General features: G+C 58.4%; 20 protein-coding genes and 2 tRNA genes. 11 read left to right on the top strand and 11 right to left on the bottom strand.

What is annotated here, in order from left to right:
• Positions 1-2 precede the first annotated feature (2 nt).
• From ASC97_RS26840 to ASC97_RS26830, 3 genes are all read right to left on the bottom strand, one after another.
• Complete coding sequence (locus ASC97_RS26840; protein ID WP_443216783.1) at positions 3-488, bottom strand: hypothetical protein; 486 nt, start codon at positions 486-488, stop codon at positions 3-5.
• A 242-nt stretch (positions 489-730) separates the two neighbouring features.
• Positions 731-805 (bottom strand) — tRNA-Val (locus tag ASC97_RS26835).
• 326 nt (positions 806-1,131) lie between these two features.
• Positions 1,132-1,623, bottom strand: a complete 492-nt coding sequence (locus ASC97_RS26830) for a hypothetical protein (RefSeq protein WP_156390479.1) — start codon at positions 1,621-1,623, stop codon at positions 1,132-1,134.
• Between the two features lie 216 nt (positions 1,624-1,839).
• Here ASC97_RS26830 and ASC97_RS26825 point away from each other — a divergent pair, with 216 nt between their 5' ends.
• The 7 genes from ASC97_RS26825 (at position 1,840) to ASC97_RS26795 (ending at position 5,622) form a co-directional block, all read left to right on the top strand.
• Positions 1,840-2,100: a helix-turn-helix transcriptional regulator gene (locus ASC97_RS26825; RefSeq protein WP_156390478.1), complete on the top strand. Its 261-nt coding sequence runs from the start codon at positions 1,840-1,842 to the stop codon at positions 2,098-2,100.
• 44 nt (positions 2,101-2,144) lie between these two features.
• Positions 2,145-2,498, top strand: a complete 354-nt coding sequence (locus ASC97_RS26820; RefSeq protein ID WP_057471382.1) for a hypothetical protein — start codon at positions 2,145-2,147, stop codon at positions 2,496-2,498.
• Positions 2,488-2,868, top strand: a complete 381-nt coding sequence (locus tag ASC97_RS26815; RefSeq protein ID WP_057471381.1) for a hypothetical protein — start codon at positions 2,488-2,490, stop codon at positions 2,866-2,868. Before ASC97_RS26820 ends, ASC97_RS26815 begins: the two co-directional genes overlap by 11 nt.
• Positions 2,865-3,473, top strand: coding sequence for a hypothetical protein (locus ASC97_RS26810; protein WP_057471380.1), 609 nt, complete (start codon positions 2,865-2,867; stop codon positions 3,471-3,473). Before ASC97_RS26815 ends, ASC97_RS26810 begins: the two co-directional genes overlap by 4 nt.
• Positions 3,466-3,669: a hypothetical protein gene (locus ASC97_RS26805; RefSeq protein WP_057471379.1), complete on the top strand. Its 204-nt coding sequence runs from the start codon at positions 3,466-3,468 to the stop codon at positions 3,667-3,669. The genes ASC97_RS26810 and ASC97_RS26805 overlap by 8 nt, the downstream gene beginning before the upstream one ends.
• Complete coding sequence (locus ASC97_RS35980; RefSeq protein ID WP_057471378.1) at positions 3,659-4,960, top strand: virulence-associated E family protein; 1,302 nt, start codon at positions 3,659-3,661, stop codon at positions 4,958-4,960. Before ASC97_RS26805 ends, ASC97_RS35980 begins: the two co-directional genes overlap by 11 nt.
• Positions 4,961-5,163: 203 nt before the next feature.
• Positions 5,164-5,622: a hypothetical protein gene (locus tag ASC97_RS26795; protein WP_156390477.1), complete on the top strand. Its 459-nt coding sequence runs from the start codon at positions 5,164-5,166 to the stop codon at positions 5,620-5,622.
• Positions 5,623-6,128: 506 nt separating this feature from the next.
• On the opposite strand, the gene ASC97_RS34800 is transcribed toward ASC97_RS26795, so the two are convergent.
• The 3 genes from ASC97_RS34800 to ASC97_RS26780 all read right to left on the bottom strand — a co-directional run bounded on the left by ASC97_RS34800 (position 6,129) and on the right by ASC97_RS26780 (position 8,503).
• Positions 6,129-6,875: a hypothetical protein gene (locus ASC97_RS34800; RefSeq protein ID WP_200959552.1), complete on the bottom strand. Its 747-nt coding sequence runs from the start codon at positions 6,873-6,875 to the stop codon at positions 6,129-6,131.
• A gap of 125 nt (positions 6,876-7,000) precedes the next feature.
• Entirely contained in the window at positions 7,001-7,792 is a 792-nt protein-coding gene (locus tag ASC97_RS26785) for a hypothetical protein (protein WP_057471377.1), read from the bottom strand.
• A gap of 9 nt (positions 7,793-7,801) precedes the next feature.
• On the bottom strand, positions 7,802-8,503 hold the full coding sequence (locus tag ASC97_RS26780) for a hypothetical protein (protein WP_057471376.1): 702 nt from the start codon (positions 8,501-8,503) through the stop codon (positions 7,802-7,804).
• Positions 8,504-8,841: 338 nt separating this feature from the next.
• Here ASC97_RS26780 and ASC97_RS26775 point away from each other — a divergent pair, with 338 nt between their 5' ends.
• On the top strand, positions 8,842-9,750 hold the full coding sequence (locus ASC97_RS26775) for an AbiTii domain-containing protein (RefSeq protein ID WP_057471375.1): 909 nt from the start codon (positions 8,842-8,844) through the stop codon (positions 9,748-9,750).
• On the opposite strand, the gene ASC97_RS26770 is transcribed toward ASC97_RS26775, so the two are convergent.
• From ASC97_RS26770 to cpdR1, 5 genes are all read right to left on the bottom strand, one after another.
• Positions 9,747-10,304 carry a recombinase family protein gene (locus ASC97_RS26770; RefSeq protein WP_057471374.1) on the bottom strand — a complete coding sequence of 186 codons (558 nt, stop codon included), beginning with the start codon at positions 10,302-10,304 and terminating at the stop codon, positions 9,747-9,749. The genes ASC97_RS26775 and ASC97_RS26770 overlap by 4 nt on opposite strands.
• Positions 10,305-11,142: 838 nt before the next feature.
• The gene (locus ASC97_RS26765) at positions 11,143-11,466 is read right to left on the bottom strand and encodes a hypothetical protein (protein WP_156390476.1); all 324 of its coding nucleotides are present in this window, start codon (positions 11,464-11,466) and stop codon (positions 11,143-11,145) included.
• A 123-nt stretch (positions 11,467-11,589) separates the two neighbouring features.
• A complete protein-coding gene (locus tag ASC97_RS26760; RefSeq protein WP_057471372.1) occupies positions 11,590-12,582 on the bottom strand; it encodes a tyrosine-type recombinase/integrase in 993 nt (330 codons plus the stop codon).
• A gap of 105 nt (positions 12,583-12,687) precedes the next feature.
• A tRNA-Val gene (locus ASC97_RS26755) sits at positions 12,688-12,762 on the bottom strand.
• A gap of 83 nt (positions 12,763-12,845) precedes the next feature.
• On the bottom strand, positions 12,846-13,208 hold the full coding sequence (gene cpdR1 / locus ASC97_RS26750) for a response regulator CpdR1 (RefSeq protein ID WP_003542883.1): 363 nt from the start codon (positions 13,206-13,208) through the stop codon (positions 12,846-12,848).
• Positions 13,209-13,397: 189 nt separating this feature from the next.
• Here cpdR1 and ASC97_RS26745 point away from each other — a divergent pair, with 189 nt between their 5' ends.
• The 3 genes from ASC97_RS26745 to ASC97_RS26735 all read left to right on the top strand — a co-directional run bounded on the left by ASC97_RS26745 (position 13,398) and on the right by ASC97_RS26735 (position 15,871).
• Positions 13,398-14,279, top strand: a complete 882-nt coding sequence (locus ASC97_RS26745) for an N-formylglutamate amidohydrolase (protein WP_057471371.1) — start codon at positions 13,398-13,400, stop codon at positions 14,277-14,279.
• Positions 14,280-14,536: 257 nt separating this feature from the next.
• Entirely contained in the window at positions 14,537-15,310 is a 774-nt protein-coding gene (gene hisN, locus ASC97_RS26740; protein ID WP_057471370.1) for a histidinol-phosphatase, read from the top strand.
• 60 nt (positions 15,311-15,370) lie between these two features.
• On the top strand, positions 15,371-15,871 hold the full coding sequence (locus ASC97_RS26735; protein WP_057471369.1) for a GNAT family N-acetyltransferase: 501 nt from the start codon (positions 15,371-15,373) through the stop codon (positions 15,869-15,871).
• The last annotated feature ends 9 nt before the right edge of the window (positions 15,872-15,880 follow it).

Genomic DNA, 15,880 nt, shown 5'->3' with positions numbered 1-15,880 from the left:
AACTACTTCTGTTTCGGGGCCTTGCCGTTGGTGCGGAAATTGCCTGCGAATGCGGTGTCGGCGCTTTTGGCCGTGCATTCGATGGCGACCGGCTTGCCGCCGTAGGGGTTGCCCATCGTGCAGGATCCCGTCACCTTCACCTGGCCGGTCATCTTCTGGCCGACGCCGGTGACGATGAGGCTGAGCGGCAGGCTGACATTGCCGGCGGACGCCGGCTTGATCTTGGTGCCGTCGCCCTGGAAGCCGAGCATCTTGCCGCCGGACGTGAAAATGAAGGTGACCTGGCCGTTGATCAACGTCACGCTGGCGATTTCGCCCTGGCACTCCTTCGTCGCATCGACCTTGCCGACCACGAGCTTGGCGCATTTGCCGGCAAGCGTCAGCGCGCCCGGCGCGCCGGGGAAATTCTGGGGTGCGGCGTTGGCGGCCGTAGCAAGCGCCGTTGCAAACAGCGAAGCCGTTGCCAGAGTTAGCAGTTTCACCTTCATACCTCGCAAGCGATCCAGTTGCGGCGCACCGTACGGGCAGCGCCTCTCATGAGCAGTGCCATGCCATTCTTCTGTGTCCGAAATGGGTCGAATCACCGGGTTGGCCGGCTCACTTCTGGCAAGGCTCGATGGCGAATGGAAGCCACGTGGGGATTTTCAATCGGAACGAGCCGCGGCCGAAGGTTCGCCGGCGGCGAAACGACAAAGGGCTCGGCGGTTTCCCGCTAAGCCCTTGAAAAGGATGGTGGGCGTGACAGGGATTGAACCTGTGACCCCTACGATGTCAACGTAGTGCTCTCCCGCTGAGCTACACGCCCATCCGATGGCGGCGCATAAAAAACTATTGCTAATTCATACGCTTCACAGCCGGGACCATAATGGGCGGGCGGCGGTCTTGCAAGCTTTGCCCTCGGTCACTGTGACCGTAGTGTGACCGAAATTGTGGGGCGGGGAGGGCTGCTCAAGAGTTCTTCGAGCGCTCCACCGCCGCATACTTCATCGAGTTGTGAGCCATACTTTCAATTGAATTACAGAGCCATACCCACCTCAAAGGAACCCAACATGACCGAGCAGGCCGGAGGCCGTTCGTTGATGAGTCCCTGTTTTCATCCTTCCGACTCTCAGCTGGACTAAGAGCGCAGCGCTACAGGAGGTCGCCGTCCTCGGAGTCTGTAAGGGTAAGCACGGAGCGCTTGTCAATTTGCATCCGTACCCGTCGGTCGCGTTTGTAAATCATAGGCTGAGCGAAGCGCCACAAGAACTCCAACTCAATTACGGCCTCCGCGTCAAGATCGTCAAAGCCCTCGGGCCGGTAGACGGGAAACACCCTTACTGCGAGGCCCTCTACCGGAGTTGATGTTTCGGTTGCCACCAGCGACCGAACGAGTGCGCGGGTCGTTTGATCTTTCCCGATGCGAAATGCGGTCCTCGACGGCCCATCCGCCCAAGTTAGAATGATCGGTCTATCACTTCGATTTTGCACGCGAAGAAACGGGCTCTTTGCCGCGCCGCCTTCTATGAGCGGATGAGCAACCAAAAATGCCGAGGGATAGAAGCGGAACCACTTCTCCCAAATAACGAAGATAAAACTGGCCACGCCCGCCAGTGCACCCAATCCCTGAAAGATATCCAGCATTCCAGCCCCCACCACGAACATCGTCGCTGATGGCAGATAATACCTGACTGGCTCCAGTGTAAACTCGCGTCCTGATTGAAGTGCCTTATTTTGTATGCCTATAATTCACCTAAGTAATTCACGTAAAAAGCGTGTTGTTTTGATGTATAAATCCCAATATATTCAAACACATGCGGGAAATACTTTGACATCTTACCGCGTTACATGGAGCCATACATGAACTCAACTCAAGATGCAGATAGTGAGACGCTACTTCGCAGATCGGAAGCAGCCGCCCTGTTGAATGCGGCGGGATATCCCATCGTTGCGACAACACTGGCGACGATGGCGAGCCGAGGCACTGGGCCTCAATTTAAGCGGTTCGGGCGCGTGCCTCTTTATCGGAAGGGAGACCTGATGGAGTGGGCCGAAAAGCGGTCCTCGCCCTACGGCTTCTCCGTGTCCGAATGCGAGACCGCTCGGACGACCGCAGCCTGAACCACGACCGGGGCGCGGCCCCGAAAACCAATGGAGCAAGAACGATGAACAAGAACCAGAAGTATGCCGAGGCGGCGCGGGCAACGCTGACGGACGAAGAAATCCGACGGGCCGGAGAGAACTTCGCCTACGGCGCAAAGCGGTTCCCGGCTGAGCACGCCGAGGCGGTTGCCCTCATCACGGCGAAGGGCCTTGCCGGTCATCGCGAGGTAGCCTCGTACTACGCCAGCCACAAGATGCCGATCTCGGCCCGCGAGCTTTCGGTCATCGAACTGTACAAGGACACGTCCTACGCCGGGGCCTTTGGACAGGGCGTGGCACACGAGGCCCCCTCTACCTCGGGCGGTACGGCGGCAGACTCGATTTTCCGCCCGACCATGAAGCCGGATGGGGCGTAAGATGCGTCGGCGCGGTACTCAAGAACTGATCTTCGGCCTCACCTTTGGCGAGAACTCCGAAGACATCAATCGCCAGCTGGTCTCGCGCATGCGGCGGGACCCTTCGGATGATGAGATCCTCGACGTCATCGCCGCGTTCTACGTTTTGAGCGCGGCGGAGTGGCCCGGCTCGGCCAAGTACTTCCGGCTGTATGTCCAGCTGTTCCCGGAGTTGTGGACGGGGGAACTCAACAGCCTGCCTGCCGTGGAGCGGGCCGTGGGCTCGGTGCAGACGCTTCGGGCGATGGGCTTGCCTGACCCCGCTGGGGTGTGCCGGGTCGCCGTGATGGCCGAGAGGGAATTGGCGCGACGGGATGGGGGTGAGCCATGAACCGTGTGGTCGTGGGCATTCCGACCCGAGACGAGATGGTGACAGACACGGCGTTCTGCCTTGCAGCACTCGCCGCGTATGAGGTGGCAAGGGGAGAAACTTTCGGTTTCATCAATCCCAGAGGAAGTCTGCTTTCCGTCTCCCGCAATCACATTGTCGATGAGGCCATGGCGCAGGACGCCACGCACATTCTCTTTGTGGACTCGGACATGACCTTTCCCAGTGACGGCCTAAAGCGATTACTTGCACACGGAGAGTCGCTTGTCGGAACAAATTACCCAACCCGCCGCCGTCCGGTGAGGCCTACGGCGGTGGGTATGGAAGGCCGACTGATTTACGAGACTGATCAGCAGGGGCTGGAACGGGTGCGGGGCATTGGCTTGGGCTTTTGCCTGATCGAGGTGGACGTGTTCCGGGCGATGTCGAGGCCGTGGTTCTGCGACGGCTGGGATGCCAAACGCGAAAGCTTCACGGGGGAGGACAGCCATTTCTGCCTAACCGTGCCCTATCCCGTTCTCATCGACCATGACCTGAGCCGGGAGATCGGGCACGTCGGGGCGTATGAATTTACACATGCTGACACGGAGGCGCTGCGCGATGGGTGATGTTGTTTCGCTAGAGAGAGTGCGGGCGAGGAAGAGGCCCGCGCCGGTCCCCTCGTTCGACGTGTTGGTTGAGCGGTTCTTTGTTGCGCTTGACCTGCTGGACGAGGTTGAGGGCGGGGCGCTGGCTCGGCAGGCCGTTTACGACGGTGTCGAGATGCTCTTGATGAGAGAGGAAGGAGTGCGGCATGGCCGATGATGCAGGGAAGAACGTGGTCACGCTCGGTCACTGGGAGGCGCTGAAGCGCAAGCAGGGGAAAGAACAGGCGGTGCCGGTGAAGGCCGCTAAGGACCCCAACGAACTCACGCGGATCAAAAACCCGAGCGGGATCGTGGCGAGCCTCGACAATGCGAAACGGGCGATCCAGCGTTTCGGGATCAAGTTCCGCTTCAACCTGTTCCGGCAACGGGTCGAGATCGAGGGGTACGAGGAGGGTCTCGGTGAGACGCTTGATGACATCGAGCTCAAGGTGCGGGACCTCGTGAATGAGGAACTCGGGTTCGACCCCGAGCCGAAATACACCCGAGACGCGATCCGGCTGCTTGCGATGCAGAATGCCTACGATCCGGTGAAGGACTATCTCAATGGGCTGAAATGGGACGGGGTGAAGCGGCTCGACACGTGGCTGCGGGATTACGTCGGGGCGGCGGATGATGGGCTGACGAGGGCGATTGGCCGGGCGGTGCTGGTGGCGGGCGTGCGGCGGGTGCGGAGGCCGGGCTGCAAGTTCGATTTCGTGATGGTGCTGGAGGGGCCGCAGGGCGGGGGCAAGTCAACGCTGTTGAAGGTGCTGGCGGGGGGCGAGGAGTACTTCTCGGACGAGATCCTGGTGGGGGAGGACTACAAGGCGCAACAGGAGCTGCTGCGGGGCAAGTGGATTGTCGAGATCCCCGAGTTGGCGGGCCTCAGCGGTGCCGAGGTGCGGAAGGTGAAGGCCTTTGTCTCGAAGACGCATGATCGGGCTCGCGGGGCCTTTCAGCGGTCGGTCGAGGAGGCCCCGAGACGGTGCATCATGATCGGCACGACGAACGACTCCGAGTACCTGAAGGACCAGACGGGGAACCGGAGGTTCTGGCCGGTCGCGGTGGGGAAGATCGACCTCGCGGGGCTGCGGGAGGTGCGGGACCAACTGTGGGCGGAGGCGGCGGCGGAAGAACCGGAGGCGGCTGATCCGATCACGATCCCGGAGGACCTGTGGGGCGAGGCGGCGAAGCGGCAAGCGGAGAGGGTGGCGGGCGACCTGTGGGACGAACTGCTGGAACCCGAGTTATCGAAGGTCGCGAAGCCGGTCGAGGACGAGTTGCGTATTACGGCGGGGACGGTGTTCGAGAAGGTCCTGAAGATGGAACCGAAGCTCGTACGCCGACATGACACGGTGCGGCTGGCGGATTGCATGCGGCGGCTGGGCTGGACGGGGCCGAAGGCGATGCGGATCGATGGGGCGCTGGTGAAAGGGTATGTGCGGGAGGTTGGTATGGCTGGGGAATGACCGAATGGCCGTGTTACCGTTACCGTAGTTACCGTACGTTTCTCACCGTGTTTCCCAAAGACACCGTTTGAATGATTTCTTAGAAAAGATGGGTAACTACGGTAACTACGGTAACACCATTGAAAAACAAGAGAAATTCCCGTTACCGATCAATCGGCCTTCGCCCCTAGTTACGGTAACAAACCATCATCGGAGACCAACACATGGCTGAGGCCGAAATCATTTCCCCCGCCCTCGGGGCACTCCTGGACATCATGCTCTCCTCTGACATCGCGGAGGCCCGGTGCGTCGAGGCGGCGGGGGCGATCATCGAATACGAGGCCCCGGTGGAGGTCTTCGACATAACCCGGGATTACCTCGTGGGGGTGGCGGAGGACAAGGGACAGGACGTGAAGCTGCGGCTGGAGGTCCTGAAGTTGCTGCGGAAGGTCGAGGCAAAGCGGGTGATGCCGGGGACCGCGACGGCGGTGGACTCGGTGGCGGCGATGGCGCTTGGCAGGAGGCTGGCGATAGCGAAGCGGCGGGTTGAGTTGATGCGGGGTGGGCAGTGGCCAGCGCGGGAGGGGTGGCAGGAAGAAGTAGACCCGGTTCGCGGGATGGTCGTCGAAGGGGAAGGGGCTGCGGTTGCGCTGGAGGCGGCGCGGATTCGGGTCGGGAACTAAGGACGTCATCGTTTTAGATCTACCCAAGGGATAGCGCTTGATGACGCGATACCCCGCCCGATTAAGAACGGATGGAACGTGAGGACTAAAAAGTGACCTTCATGTCAGGAAAGTAGACCGATATCGGTGTGTCTACAATATGATCGGCTTCGAGTGCTCGCCTAACTTGGTTCGCGACTTCTGATCGATATGAGTCAATCCTCGGGGCAAATGAGTAAATATCGCTGGTGTCAATCGCTACCGTGCGCATCTGATTGACATCAAAGGGGATTTTGTCAGAACTGCGAATGATCTGCACGATTGGTAGCTTTACCGAATGCCGGAGAGCCAGTTCATAGAAAACATTGGGGTTGTGAAAGGAGAGATCCGCGATCACCAACCTCGATCGCATTATATACTCAAGTATTTGGCGCGTAATGACGCCCGGTTTGTCTATGGCATCGGCACGTACGACCTTTAATTGAAAAGGCTCGAGTGCCGGTTCGATAATGGTACCTAGGAACAAATCAGAATGTTTTCGGGCTTCGGAATGCTCTTCGCCAATTTGGAGCAATGTAGAAACACGTGCTCTGGTATTGAGCATGATCCGAGGTGACGATGCTGGTTCCAGCATTCGGCAATGCCCTATGCGCCGACAACGTGCCTATTGGGCTGCTAGGAAGTTCGCTGAGTAGCAAATCCTGGGAGATAATTCGCTCCGCACCCGACAAAGTTTTCAGGAGACCCACAAAGCGCAAATTGACAACAAAAGTGTCGACCGCCTCGGCGGCATGGTTGGACTCGATACCAACGTCCCTAGCTGCGTCGATCAGAACCGCGTGAGCCGGAAGTTTATTGCCCACAAATTTGTCGTAGAGTTTTTGAAACGGCTCGATATTGGAAATCGCTAGTTGGGCACTCAAGATAGCGCGCTCTCTGGCGCTGGTCTGCTCATCAACTACTCGCAAACCCTCTGGCGTCAGGTCGATGTTCTCGGCTTGCACGCCTCCGCGGGTGAGACCGTATCGGCTTGAATTTATGATCAACTGTCTCGATCCGCCGCTTTCTGGCGACTTTCCCAACTGGTCGAACAAGGTGAGGCGCTTGACTGGCTGGCCGCTACCAATTCGAAAAACTGCCTTCGCAAATTCCAGCGGTTCTTCGAAAGTCGAAGCCGGAAACGAACGCTGAGATCGTCGACGACGCAACTCCGCTTCGACTATCGGCGATTTCTCAGGCGCATCTCCACTCGCTGTTTTCGAACGCCCTGCCATTGCTCACCCCCAAGGTGGATATCGTTTTGTTGAGCTTTACTGAGAAATTTCAAAATTGGAAGCTGTACCATGGACGTTTTGTTCAACCCAAAGGGGTGCGCAATTGTCGATCCACAGTAATTTTTCTAAACTTGGGTCTCCGGCTCGTAGAGAGTAAGGTAGTGTCCGAGCTTACTTTTCAGGACGAAGTCGCTCAGCTGTTCATAGAACCAGCCTATCGCGTCGTCTCGATGGTTTTTGATATCTCGCAGATCTTCATCGCTAATTTGCTTTCTGTAGCTCGGCCCACCCACCTCCCGATTTCGCTCTTCGCGATTGACCTTCCGGGTTTCAACGCCGATGTAGTCGATCGTTTCCATGATGCTTTTTATCCAACTGACTATTTCATCATCGAATAGAAATTCTGCTTTGTTCGCTATCTCCAGAAGGTGATCTTCGTCTGGTTCCGAGAATAACATACTTGACCAATCCCGCGCACCGAACGAAATCAACGCATTGTAGGTCTCGATACGTTTTTCAAACAACGCGAGTTTGTGGCCTCTTTCTGCAGTTCGTTCGGTTATTGCTACTTGCCTTGTAAGCAGTAGCGTCTGCGCTCCCATCGCGTCGGTCTGGGCCTTTAGGAAAGATGCTTGGTCTTGTGCTGCGTTCGCCTGCTCCTGCATTACCTTGCGGTTCTCTTCGATCTCCAGACGTTGTGCGGCAAGTTCTTGCGACTGGATCATCGTTGCTACAAACAGCCAGAGGAACGCCAGCGGGGCGAAGAAGCCAGCCAGGGCGTCGCCCTTCTCGTTCAATGGCAATTTTGGAAAGTCTCGAATTAAGTCGCTCTCATACTGGTTGAATAGCCCAACCAGCAAGAAATAGAAAAACGTCGCAGCAAAGCCGAACCACAGCCAGCCATTCTTCCTAGCCATATCCTCCCCCTAGGCGTCGATATTTGCGGGGAGGCGCAGGTATGGGATCATGACCTCGTCAATCCTTGCTTCGGAAAGATGGAGATACATCCACTGATCGATCTCTATTGCTGTATCGATGCTCTCATCCAGTCGTGTCACATCTATCGGGCTCAATTCGCCCGTAGCCGATAGTCTAGAGTTCAGGGTATCGCGGTGCCAATTTGCGAGACGAAGCCTGTCGCCCTGCTCCTTGACTTGTGTCAGCCAGTCGTTGACCTCTACGCCGAAGACAAACTGGCCTTCAGCGAACAGTATGCCGAGGCGCGGAAAGTCGTCTCCGGTGAACGTCCCGTTTCGCATCAACTCCCAACTCATCTCTTTTAGCCCGCGATATACCGACAAACGTTTGTCGTGGAGCGCAAATTTGTAGTTCGCGTTCGCAGTTACCTTCGCCAGAGCGCCGCTGCGTTCTCCCAGATATCCTTGGATATAGGTGGACACCAGGACAAGAAGGAACGTTGCAGGTGCGAAAAAGCCGGACAAGAAATCTCCCAGACTATTCAGGCCGGTACTCTCAACCATCGTCTTAACCGGCTGGGTATTTTCATTAGTGGCGAGCCAATGATTTCCCGCCCACGCGAGAACTGAGACGATGACGAAGTACGCTATAGTCGCACCCGCCCCTATTGCAGCCAAGTTGACCATACTTCTTGTCGGCGTGCGCGCCATTTCCGGTTTCCTACTCGGTTGCTTTTGGAAGTCGATCTTGGCAACTTTCGCGGGTTTTTCTATTGGGTAGTTGGAGGAATTAGTTGCTGTCCACGTAAATAATTTGCCGCCTGTGCGCCTCAAGCGATGCCGCCGATCTCACTACGGATTGGGTGGCGACGTTTCATTGAGTTCGGTACCCACCCGTGGAACACTTCTTCTGATCGGACCGGAATGATCGCGTTCTAAGGTAGTGGTGACTTCCTAGTGTAGACCTGAGAGTTGCGGATAACTCTCCTAGGCACTAGCGGGGAAGTAAGCGGACAGCTACATTTACACGCATCAAAACGGGTGCGCAAATGGGGCTACTTGCCGAAATACAGAACGACGCAGTGAACGATACTACGCCGGTTGCGACGCTGTTGCGGAAGGTGCTGGTACTTGCCTCCAATCTCGACAGCGGCGTGCTTGAGGATTGGGTCAAACTGGAGATGAACGGGTATCCCCCGGAAGTTGAGGTTCCCGAGTACCGTCGAATAAAGATGGCTTTCAAAGCCAGCGGTGCGAACATCGCTTATAAGGCTACCGCTATGCCCGTTCCTACGAGACTAGTGGCCGCTGCGACCGGTATCGAAGACATTCATATCTTTCAATGCCGCCAGCCCATCGGCACAATTATTGCGGTCGACATCGATGCCACGAAGCCGATGACCGTAAGCATGAACAATTACAGCCATTTATTGCCCGGCAAGGTAGTCGACGAAAGCTACGACATCCATAGTTTCTGGGGAGAGTTTTCCGCGTCTCAAGTGCTTGGGATCATAGACGCCGTGCGCAACCGGGTCCTAGATTTTGTTTTAACGCTCAAGAAAAAATATCCGAACGCGGGGGAGGTAGACGGAATGACGACCAAAGAGCTAGCCGTGGGCACGGTGCAGCACATCTTCCACACGACTATCAACGGCAACGCCGGTGTGGTCGGAAACGCGAACCACTCGACCGTTAACTTCACGGTGAATCACGGCAATCTCCAGGACCTTCGCAATCAACTCACCACACATGGAGTTGACGCGGCGGATGTTGCGGAGTTGGAAGCGGCGCTGGCGGAGGAGCCGAAGATCGGGGAAGACAAGAAGTTTGGCCCGAAGGTGTCTGGCTGGCTCGGGAAGATGGCAGGCAAAGCAGCGAGCGGGGTCTGGGGCGTTGGCCTCGAAGTCGGGAGCGCGGTCGCGCAGAAGGCATTGTTTGGATACTACGGGCTGAGTTAATCGGCCCGCAAGATCCGAAACACACTCGCCCGCCCGATCCCCAGCCGCGCGGCAATCGCATCGCCCGTCAGCCCCTCCGCCTTCAGCGCTTTCACCTCACCCGCCTTAGCCCTCGCGGTCGGTGCGCGCCCCTTGTACTTCCCCTCGCTCTTCGCCTTCGCAATGCCCTCCCGCTGGCGCTCCAGCATCAAATCCCGCTCGAACGCGGCGATGCCCCCGAGGATGGTCAACATGAGCTTGCCGGTGGGGGTGGCGGTGTTCACGTTCATGGAGAGGATGCGGAGCGTCACGCCCTCGGTTTCGAGGCCCTTGGCGATTGCGAGCAGGTCGGCAGTTGATCGCGCAAGGCGGTCGGGCTTCGTCACAATCAGGGTATCCCTCTCCCGGACGTAATCCAGCATGCGGTCGAGCTCGGGGCGCTTGGTGGCGAGGGCGGAGAGTTCCTCGTGGAATATCTTGGTGCAGCCTGCGGCGCGGAGGTCGCGGAGTTGGGCTTCGAGCCCGGCCTTCTGATCGGTGGTGGAGGTGCGGGCGTATCCGACAAGCTGTGACATGGGGAGGAACTCCGGGGCTCAACGACATTAAGGACACTGTGATACTGTAGGCTCAAAATGTCAATAACCACTCTTGTGATACTGGGAATGCGGGGGTTGGCTGGGGATCACTCGGGCTTGCCCATGTGATACTGGCGGGGAGGTTGGGGCCATATCGTAAACTAAGTTTACCGACCATACCGACCCTCAGGTGGGGAAAGAAAAGCCGAGTGGGGATATGGCTCGCTCACTTGGTGAACGGACCATACCGCCCTCCGATACGTACCTGTGCTTAAGGCACACAACCATACGAGGCTCGGGAAGGGGGGAAGAGGGCCGAGCATGGTATGGCTTGTAAACCACGTTGCACAGCCATACCGGAGCGGCGGGAGCCATACCCACAATTGAATTGTAGGGCCATACCCACCTCGGCCATATCTGTCCAAATTGGACGCAACCATACCAGCCTTGGGCCATATCGTTTAATAAGTAAACGAGCCATACCCACCTCCGAAACGGTAAGCGAAGCGGAGCATGGTATGGCTCGTGGCCCGGAGACACGGACCATATCGGACCTGAGCCGAAGCGGGGCGGGGGAACGGGGCGGCGCGCCACACCGGGCGGCACTTGGGGCATTCAATCGGTCGGATGGTCAATCGCCCGGCCCGCCCATCCGCCCCCGCACATGATCATCCTCGCGGCGCGCAAAGCGTATGGCTCCCCCTCGGCCCCTACCCCCCCCATGCAGTTTCAGGACCGCGCGGGAGGGCTTTCGCCGATACCGGGTACCCCCGACCCCCCAAGACGTCCCTCGCAAATTGTGTGGGATTTTTGGGACTCTTGGCTGTCGTTGGTTGGGCTACTTATCCGCTGCCGCAAGCAATCTCGTTTCCAGTATCGAAAGCTTACTTTCTTGAATTGCCAGTTGCTGTTCAAGTCGATCGATCTTGGCATGGAGCAACCCGATCTCTCGGGCTTGCGCATTGTGGTTCTCGACCTCGACTTCGTTGCCGTAATTGAAGCACGCGACAAGACGCTTTTGTAGGGAGGACAAAGCGCCGTCCACCCCACTGTAGAAGCTCGTCGGTCCATTCAAACAATCTGACCGGTCCATTAAACCCGCGCTGCTGGCTGTGGCCGCAACTAAGAACAGTGCCGTCCCAATCGTTATTGCTTTTCTCATCCTCGCCCCCATCAAGTCGTCCCGTAGACGAATCGTCCTCAAGAAGGACAATGTTCATCTGCGGGCGGATTAGCAATCGGACGGCGGTTCGGGTTGGTGAACCGCCGCCCTTTTCTTTGCCGCTTAGTCCAGTTTCGCCAGCACATGCGCGGCGGTCATGTGGGTGTAGCGGAACAGCATCCGGGCATCCTTGTGGCCGCTGATCAGGCTGACCTCCGGCACCGACAAACCGCGCTCGAAGAACCGACTGATGGCCTCGTGGCGGAGGTCGTGGAAGTTGAGGTCATCGAGGGCGCTGCGCTTCATGATCCGCCTCCACGAGCACTTCACGGCTTCCCGCGATAGGTCGAACACGCGAGCGCCGTCCTCCACCGCCCCGGCCTTCAAGACGCGGAGCAACCGAACGCACTGCCGCGTTAGCGGGATCGTCCGACGTTCGCCGTTCTTGGTGAGGGGGATGAGCCACAGGCGGGCGGCGAGATCGATGTCGTGCCACTTCGCCGCGAGCAATTCCCCCTGTCGCATCGCCGTCTCAAGGGCGACCAAGATCAGGGCCCGCATGTTCTTGACCCGGCACTGCCTCGCCGCCCGATAGAGGCGAGCCCGTTCCCCCTGTCGGATGCGCCGCTCCCGCCTCATTGACGCCCCCGGCTTGGCGATTGCTTTGAGGGGGTTGCTCCTGAGGGGGATTGCCCATTCCCGGGCGGCGATGTCGAAAGCGTGCTGGAGGATGCCGAGTTCGCGCTTGATCGTGCAGGGCTGGACGACTTGGAGCCGGGCGTCCCGGTACTCGGCAAATGCGGCCCCGTCGATCTGGGCGAGGGATCGGTTGCACCAAGGCTGACGGAGCATCGCGTTGACGATGATCGTCTCAATTTCGCGCCCGCGCTTTTTCGGGATGACCTCGTCCCGGTAGCGCTCAAGGATTTTGCCTACTGTGATGCGGGTGAGGGCGCGGGGATCTGCGGGTAGGCCGGTTTGTTCGGCCTCGACCTCGGTGAGCCGTGCCCACGTCTTCGCGTCGTCTAATCGGGTGAATGTTTTGGAGATGGGGGTGCAGCCCTGAATGCGGACCTGGACCTGATACTTGCCGTTACGCTTGCGAATTGTCGCCATTGCAAAACCTCGTGCTGTGACCGTGGTGTGACAGCGATGAATTGCGATGGTTTTTTCTGGCGACCGCCGCTCCGATAAGTCTTTGACTTAAAGGAGGATTTCGGATGGTGGGCGTGACAGGGATTGAACCTGTGACCCCTACGATGTCAACGTAGTGCTCTCCCGCTGAGCTACACGCCCATCCGATGGCGGCGCATAGACCACAAACCCTTTTTGCCGTCAATAGGCTTTTTTCGGATTTGTGACACGCGCCGCGCGAACCCTTATGCGGCAAGCATTTTGTTCACTTCGTCGACCAGGTCGCGCAGGTGGAAAGGCTTGGAAAGGACCTTCGCATCCTTCGGCGCCTTCGAATCAGGGTTCAGAGCCACAGCCGCGAAACCGGTGATGAACATGACCTTGAGGTCCGGATCGAGTTCGGTCGCGCGGCGTGCGAGCTCGATACCGTCCATTTCGGGCATGACGATATCGGTCAGCAAAAGAGAGAAGGGTTCTTCGCGAAGCCGGTCGTAGGCGCTGGCGCCGTTGTCATAGGACAGCACCTTGTAGCCGGCCTTTTCGAGCGCCTTCACGAGGAAGCGGCGCATGTCGTTGTCGTCTTCTGCAAGAAGTATCTTCTGAGTCATTATCCAGACCGCTGATCAGTGGGAATTTACGCGTGAGGCTTGAGCCATTTACACTAGAGTTCGGCCAGTAAACAACCGGTGAACTGCCTGCGTGAACCGTCATCCCCATGAGATAGTATGGACTTGGAGCCCGGCAACTGGCAACATGGGCAAAGCGGCGGCCTCCTGGCATGGTTAAGAGGGAAAAAGGTGCACGAAATCCCCGAATACGAGCTTTTTGAGATCCGGGAGCCTGTGTCGCATGCAATTCCCTTCGTTTATAACTCCCCCCACAGCGGTCGCGTCTATCCACCGGAGTTTATCGCGCAATCGCGGCTCCAGGGCATTTCGATCCGCCGCTCGGAAGATCACTACGTGGACGAGTTGTTTGCCGAGGCAAGCGCGCTCGGTGCGCCGTTGCTCGTTGCCAATTTTCCGCGGGCCTACCTCGATGTGAACCGCGAGCCCTACGAGCTCGATCCGCGGATGTTCGACGGGTTGTTGCCGCCCTATGCGAACGTCAACTCGTTGAGGGTTGCGGGCGGTCTCGGCACGATCCCGCGCATCGTCGCAGAAAACATGGAAATCTACGGCAGGCGCCTGTCGGTGCAGGAAGGCCTCGACCGCATCGAGGCCGTCTACAAGCCCTATCATGCTGCGCTGCGCCGGCTTATTGCCCGCACGCATGTCCAGTTCGGGTTCGGCGTGCTGATCGACTGCCACTCGATGCCCGGAAATGTCCGCGTTGCCGGCGCCAACACGCGGCCGGATTTCATCATCGGCGATCGCTACGGCACCAGCGCATCGGCCGAACTGTCACGAACGGCGGTCGGTATATTCGAGGAAATGGGCTTTGCGGCGATCCGCAACAAGCCCTATGCCGGTGGCTTCATCACGGAGCATTATGGCCGGCCATCGCGTGGCCTGCACGCGCTGCAGATCGAGGTGAACCGTTCGATCTACGTAGACGAGATCACGCTGGAGAAACGTCCCGACTTTGCGCTCGTTGCGGCGGCGATCACGTCGTTCATGCGGCAGATGGCCGACTATGTGGCCAAGTTCGCCAGCGATACGGCGCTCGCCGCAGAATAACGGTCCCTGCGATCAAAAAACCAACCATCAAAAAAAGACCGCCTTGCGGCGGTCCAAGTCTAGGGAGGAAACACCCAAGGAGGGTATTTACAGTCAGAGACTGTATGAAGACACTACTGCTGCGATGCACAATTGTCAAGCATTATATTGCGGTGCAAAAATATTGGGCAGCCGGCTAAAAGCTGCCGCTTGCGTTTGCAACCGAGCGCATTTCCGCTAAGAAAAACGCCATTGCCCGCCACCGGATGGATTGCACCATGTTTCCTGACCGCTCGTTCTTCAATCGCCTCGCAGAAGCCGCAAGAGCAGAAACGCTGCCGCGCTTTCGCTCGGGCCTGGATATCGTGAACAAGCTGTCGGGCGGTTTCGACCCGGTAACCGAAGGGGACCGGGCCGCGGAGCTGGCCATCCGCGCTCTGATCGAAGAGCATTTTCCCGGGCACGGTATTCTCGGCGAGGAGCATGGCAATATCGGCCTCGACCGCGAATATGTATGGGTGATCGATCCGATCGACGGCACGCGGGCCTTCATCTCAGGCGTTCCCGTCTGGGGGACGCTGATCGGCCTGCAGCGGAACGGCCGCGCGATTATGGGGATGATCGAGCAGCCGTTTACAGGCGAGAGATATTTCGCCGACGAGAGCGGTTCGTACTACACCGGGCCCGAAGGCGAGCGGCAGCTCAAGGTGCGGGACTGCGGACAGCTTTCCGACGCCATTCTCTTCACGACGTCGCCACATCTTTTCGTGGGAGACGAGATGGAAAAGTATCGCGAGATCGAAAGCCAGGTGCGGCTTTTCCGCTATGGCACGGACTGCTATGCGTACGCGCTGCTGGCGGCGGGCCATGTCGACCTGGTGATCGAGAACAGCCTGAAGCCCTACGATGTAGGCGGTATCATCCCCGTCATCGAGAAGGCCGGCGGCATCATCACCACCTGGGACGGTGGGCGACCGGAAAACGGCGGCTCGATCATCGCCGCCGGAAGCCGTGCGGTCTACGACCAGGCGGTCGCCGTTCTTCGGCGGTAGGCCGGAGGGTTGTGCGGGAAGCCCGGTTTCCGCAATGGCCATCAAAGCGCACGGCGGGTGATGGTCCAACTTCTCGTCAGCTATCTGGAACAACTCCAGCCACCGGCCGGGCCGATCCTGTCGTCGCCGCTTCCGGGCATGCATATTGCCAGGGAGCGCCTTGAACCGGACGACTACCTTTCGCTCTACCGATCCGTCGGCGATCCGCTGCACTGGGACGACCGCCTTCGACAGCCGAAAGTGGAGCTTGGCGCATTTCTGCTCCGGCCTTCGACCGCCCTCTACATTTTGCGCGACGAAGTGCAGCCCATAGGGCTTTGCGAGTTCGAAGGCGTCGGCAGACAGGATGTCGAGCTGAAGCACTTCGGTTTGACTCCCGACTCACAGGGCAAACGTCTCGGCCCCTATCTTCTGGATTGGGCCCTGCGGGCAATATGGGCGCGCCAACCGCGCCGCGTCTGGCTCCACACCGACACGAATGACCATCCGAAAGCGAAGGCGACCTACGAACGAATCGGGTTCAGGATTTTTGCGGAGCGGATCGAGGAGTTTGCTGATTGAGCTTGGCGC

The sequence above is a fragment of the Rhizobium sp. Root1203 genome (genome assembly GCF_001424945.1).
GTDB lineage: Bacteria > Pseudomonadota > Alphaproteobacteria > Rhizobiales > Rhizobiaceae > Rhizobium.
This window is presented reverse-complemented; position numbering and strand designations above follow the sequence as displayed.

Excerpts from the sequence above, each read along its gene's own strand:
- ASC97_RS26840 (WP_443216783.1), bottom strand. The coding sequence starts at position 488 with ATGAAGGTGAAACTGCTAACTCTGGCAACGGCTTCGCTGTTTGCAACG.
- ASC97_RS26830 (WP_156390479.1), bottom strand. The coding sequence starts at position 1,623 with ATGCTGGATATCTTTCAGGGATTGGGTGCACTGGCGGGCGTGGCCAGT.
- ASC97_RS26825 (WP_156390478.1), top strand. The coding sequence starts at position 1,840 with ATGAACTCAACTCAAGATGCAGATAGTGAGACGCTACTTCGCAGATCG.
- ASC97_RS26820 (WP_057471382.1), top strand. The coding sequence starts at position 2,145 with ATGAACAAGAACCAGAAGTATGCCGAGGCGGCGCGGGCAACGCTGACG.
- ASC97_RS26815 (WP_057471381.1), top strand. The coding sequence starts at position 2,488 with ATGGGGCGTAAGATGCGTCGGCGCGGTACTCAAGAACTGATCTTCGGC.
- ASC97_RS26810 (WP_057471380.1), top strand. The coding sequence starts at position 2,865 with ATGAACCGTGTGGTCGTGGGCATTCCGACCCGAGACGAGATGGTGACA.
- ASC97_RS26805 (WP_057471379.1), top strand. The coding sequence starts at position 3,466 with ATGGGTGATGTTGTTTCGCTAGAGAGAGTGCGGGCGAGGAAGAGGCCC.
- ASC97_RS35980 (WP_057471378.1), top strand. The coding sequence starts at position 3,659 with ATGGCCGATGATGCAGGGAAGAACGTGGTCACGCTCGGTCACTGGGAG.
- ASC97_RS26795 (WP_156390477.1), top strand. The coding sequence starts at position 5,164 with ATGGCTGAGGCCGAAATCATTTCCCCCGCCCTCGGGGCACTCCTGGAC.
- ASC97_RS34800 (WP_200959552.1), bottom strand. The coding sequence starts at position 6,875 with ATGGCAGGGCGTTCGAAAACAGCGAGTGGAGATGCGCCTGAGAAATCG.
- ASC97_RS26785 (WP_057471377.1), bottom strand. The coding sequence starts at position 7,792 with ATGGCTAGGAAGAATGGCTGGCTGTGGTTCGGCTTTGCTGCGACGTTT.
- ASC97_RS26780 (WP_057471376.1), bottom strand. The coding sequence starts at position 8,503 with ATGGCGCGCACGCCGACAAGAAGTATGGTCAACTTGGCTGCAATAGGG.
- ASC97_RS26775 (WP_057471375.1), top strand. The coding sequence starts at position 8,842 with ATGGGGCTACTTGCCGAAATACAGAACGACGCAGTGAACGATACTACG.
- ASC97_RS26770 (WP_057471374.1), bottom strand. The coding sequence starts at position 10,304 with ATGTCACAGCTTGTCGGATACGCCCGCACCTCCACCACCGATCAGAAG.
- ASC97_RS26765 (WP_156390476.1), bottom strand. The coding sequence starts at position 11,466 with ATGAGAAAAGCAATAACGATTGGGACGGCACTGTTCTTAGTTGCGGCC.
- ASC97_RS26760 (WP_057471372.1), bottom strand. The coding sequence starts at position 12,582 with ATGGCGACAATTCGCAAGCGTAACGGCAAGTATCAGGTCCAGGTCCGC.
- cpdR1 (WP_003542883.1), bottom strand. The coding sequence starts at position 13,208 with ATGACTCAGAAGATACTTCTTGCAGAAGACGACAACGACATGCGCCGC.
- hisN (WP_057471370.1), top strand. The coding sequence starts at position 14,537 with ATGTTTCCTGACCGCTCGTTCTTCAATCGCCTCGCAGAAGCCGCAAGA.
- ASC97_RS26735 (WP_057471369.1), top strand. The coding sequence starts at position 15,371 with ATGGTCCAACTTCTCGTCAGCTATCTGGAACAACTCCAGCCACCGGCC.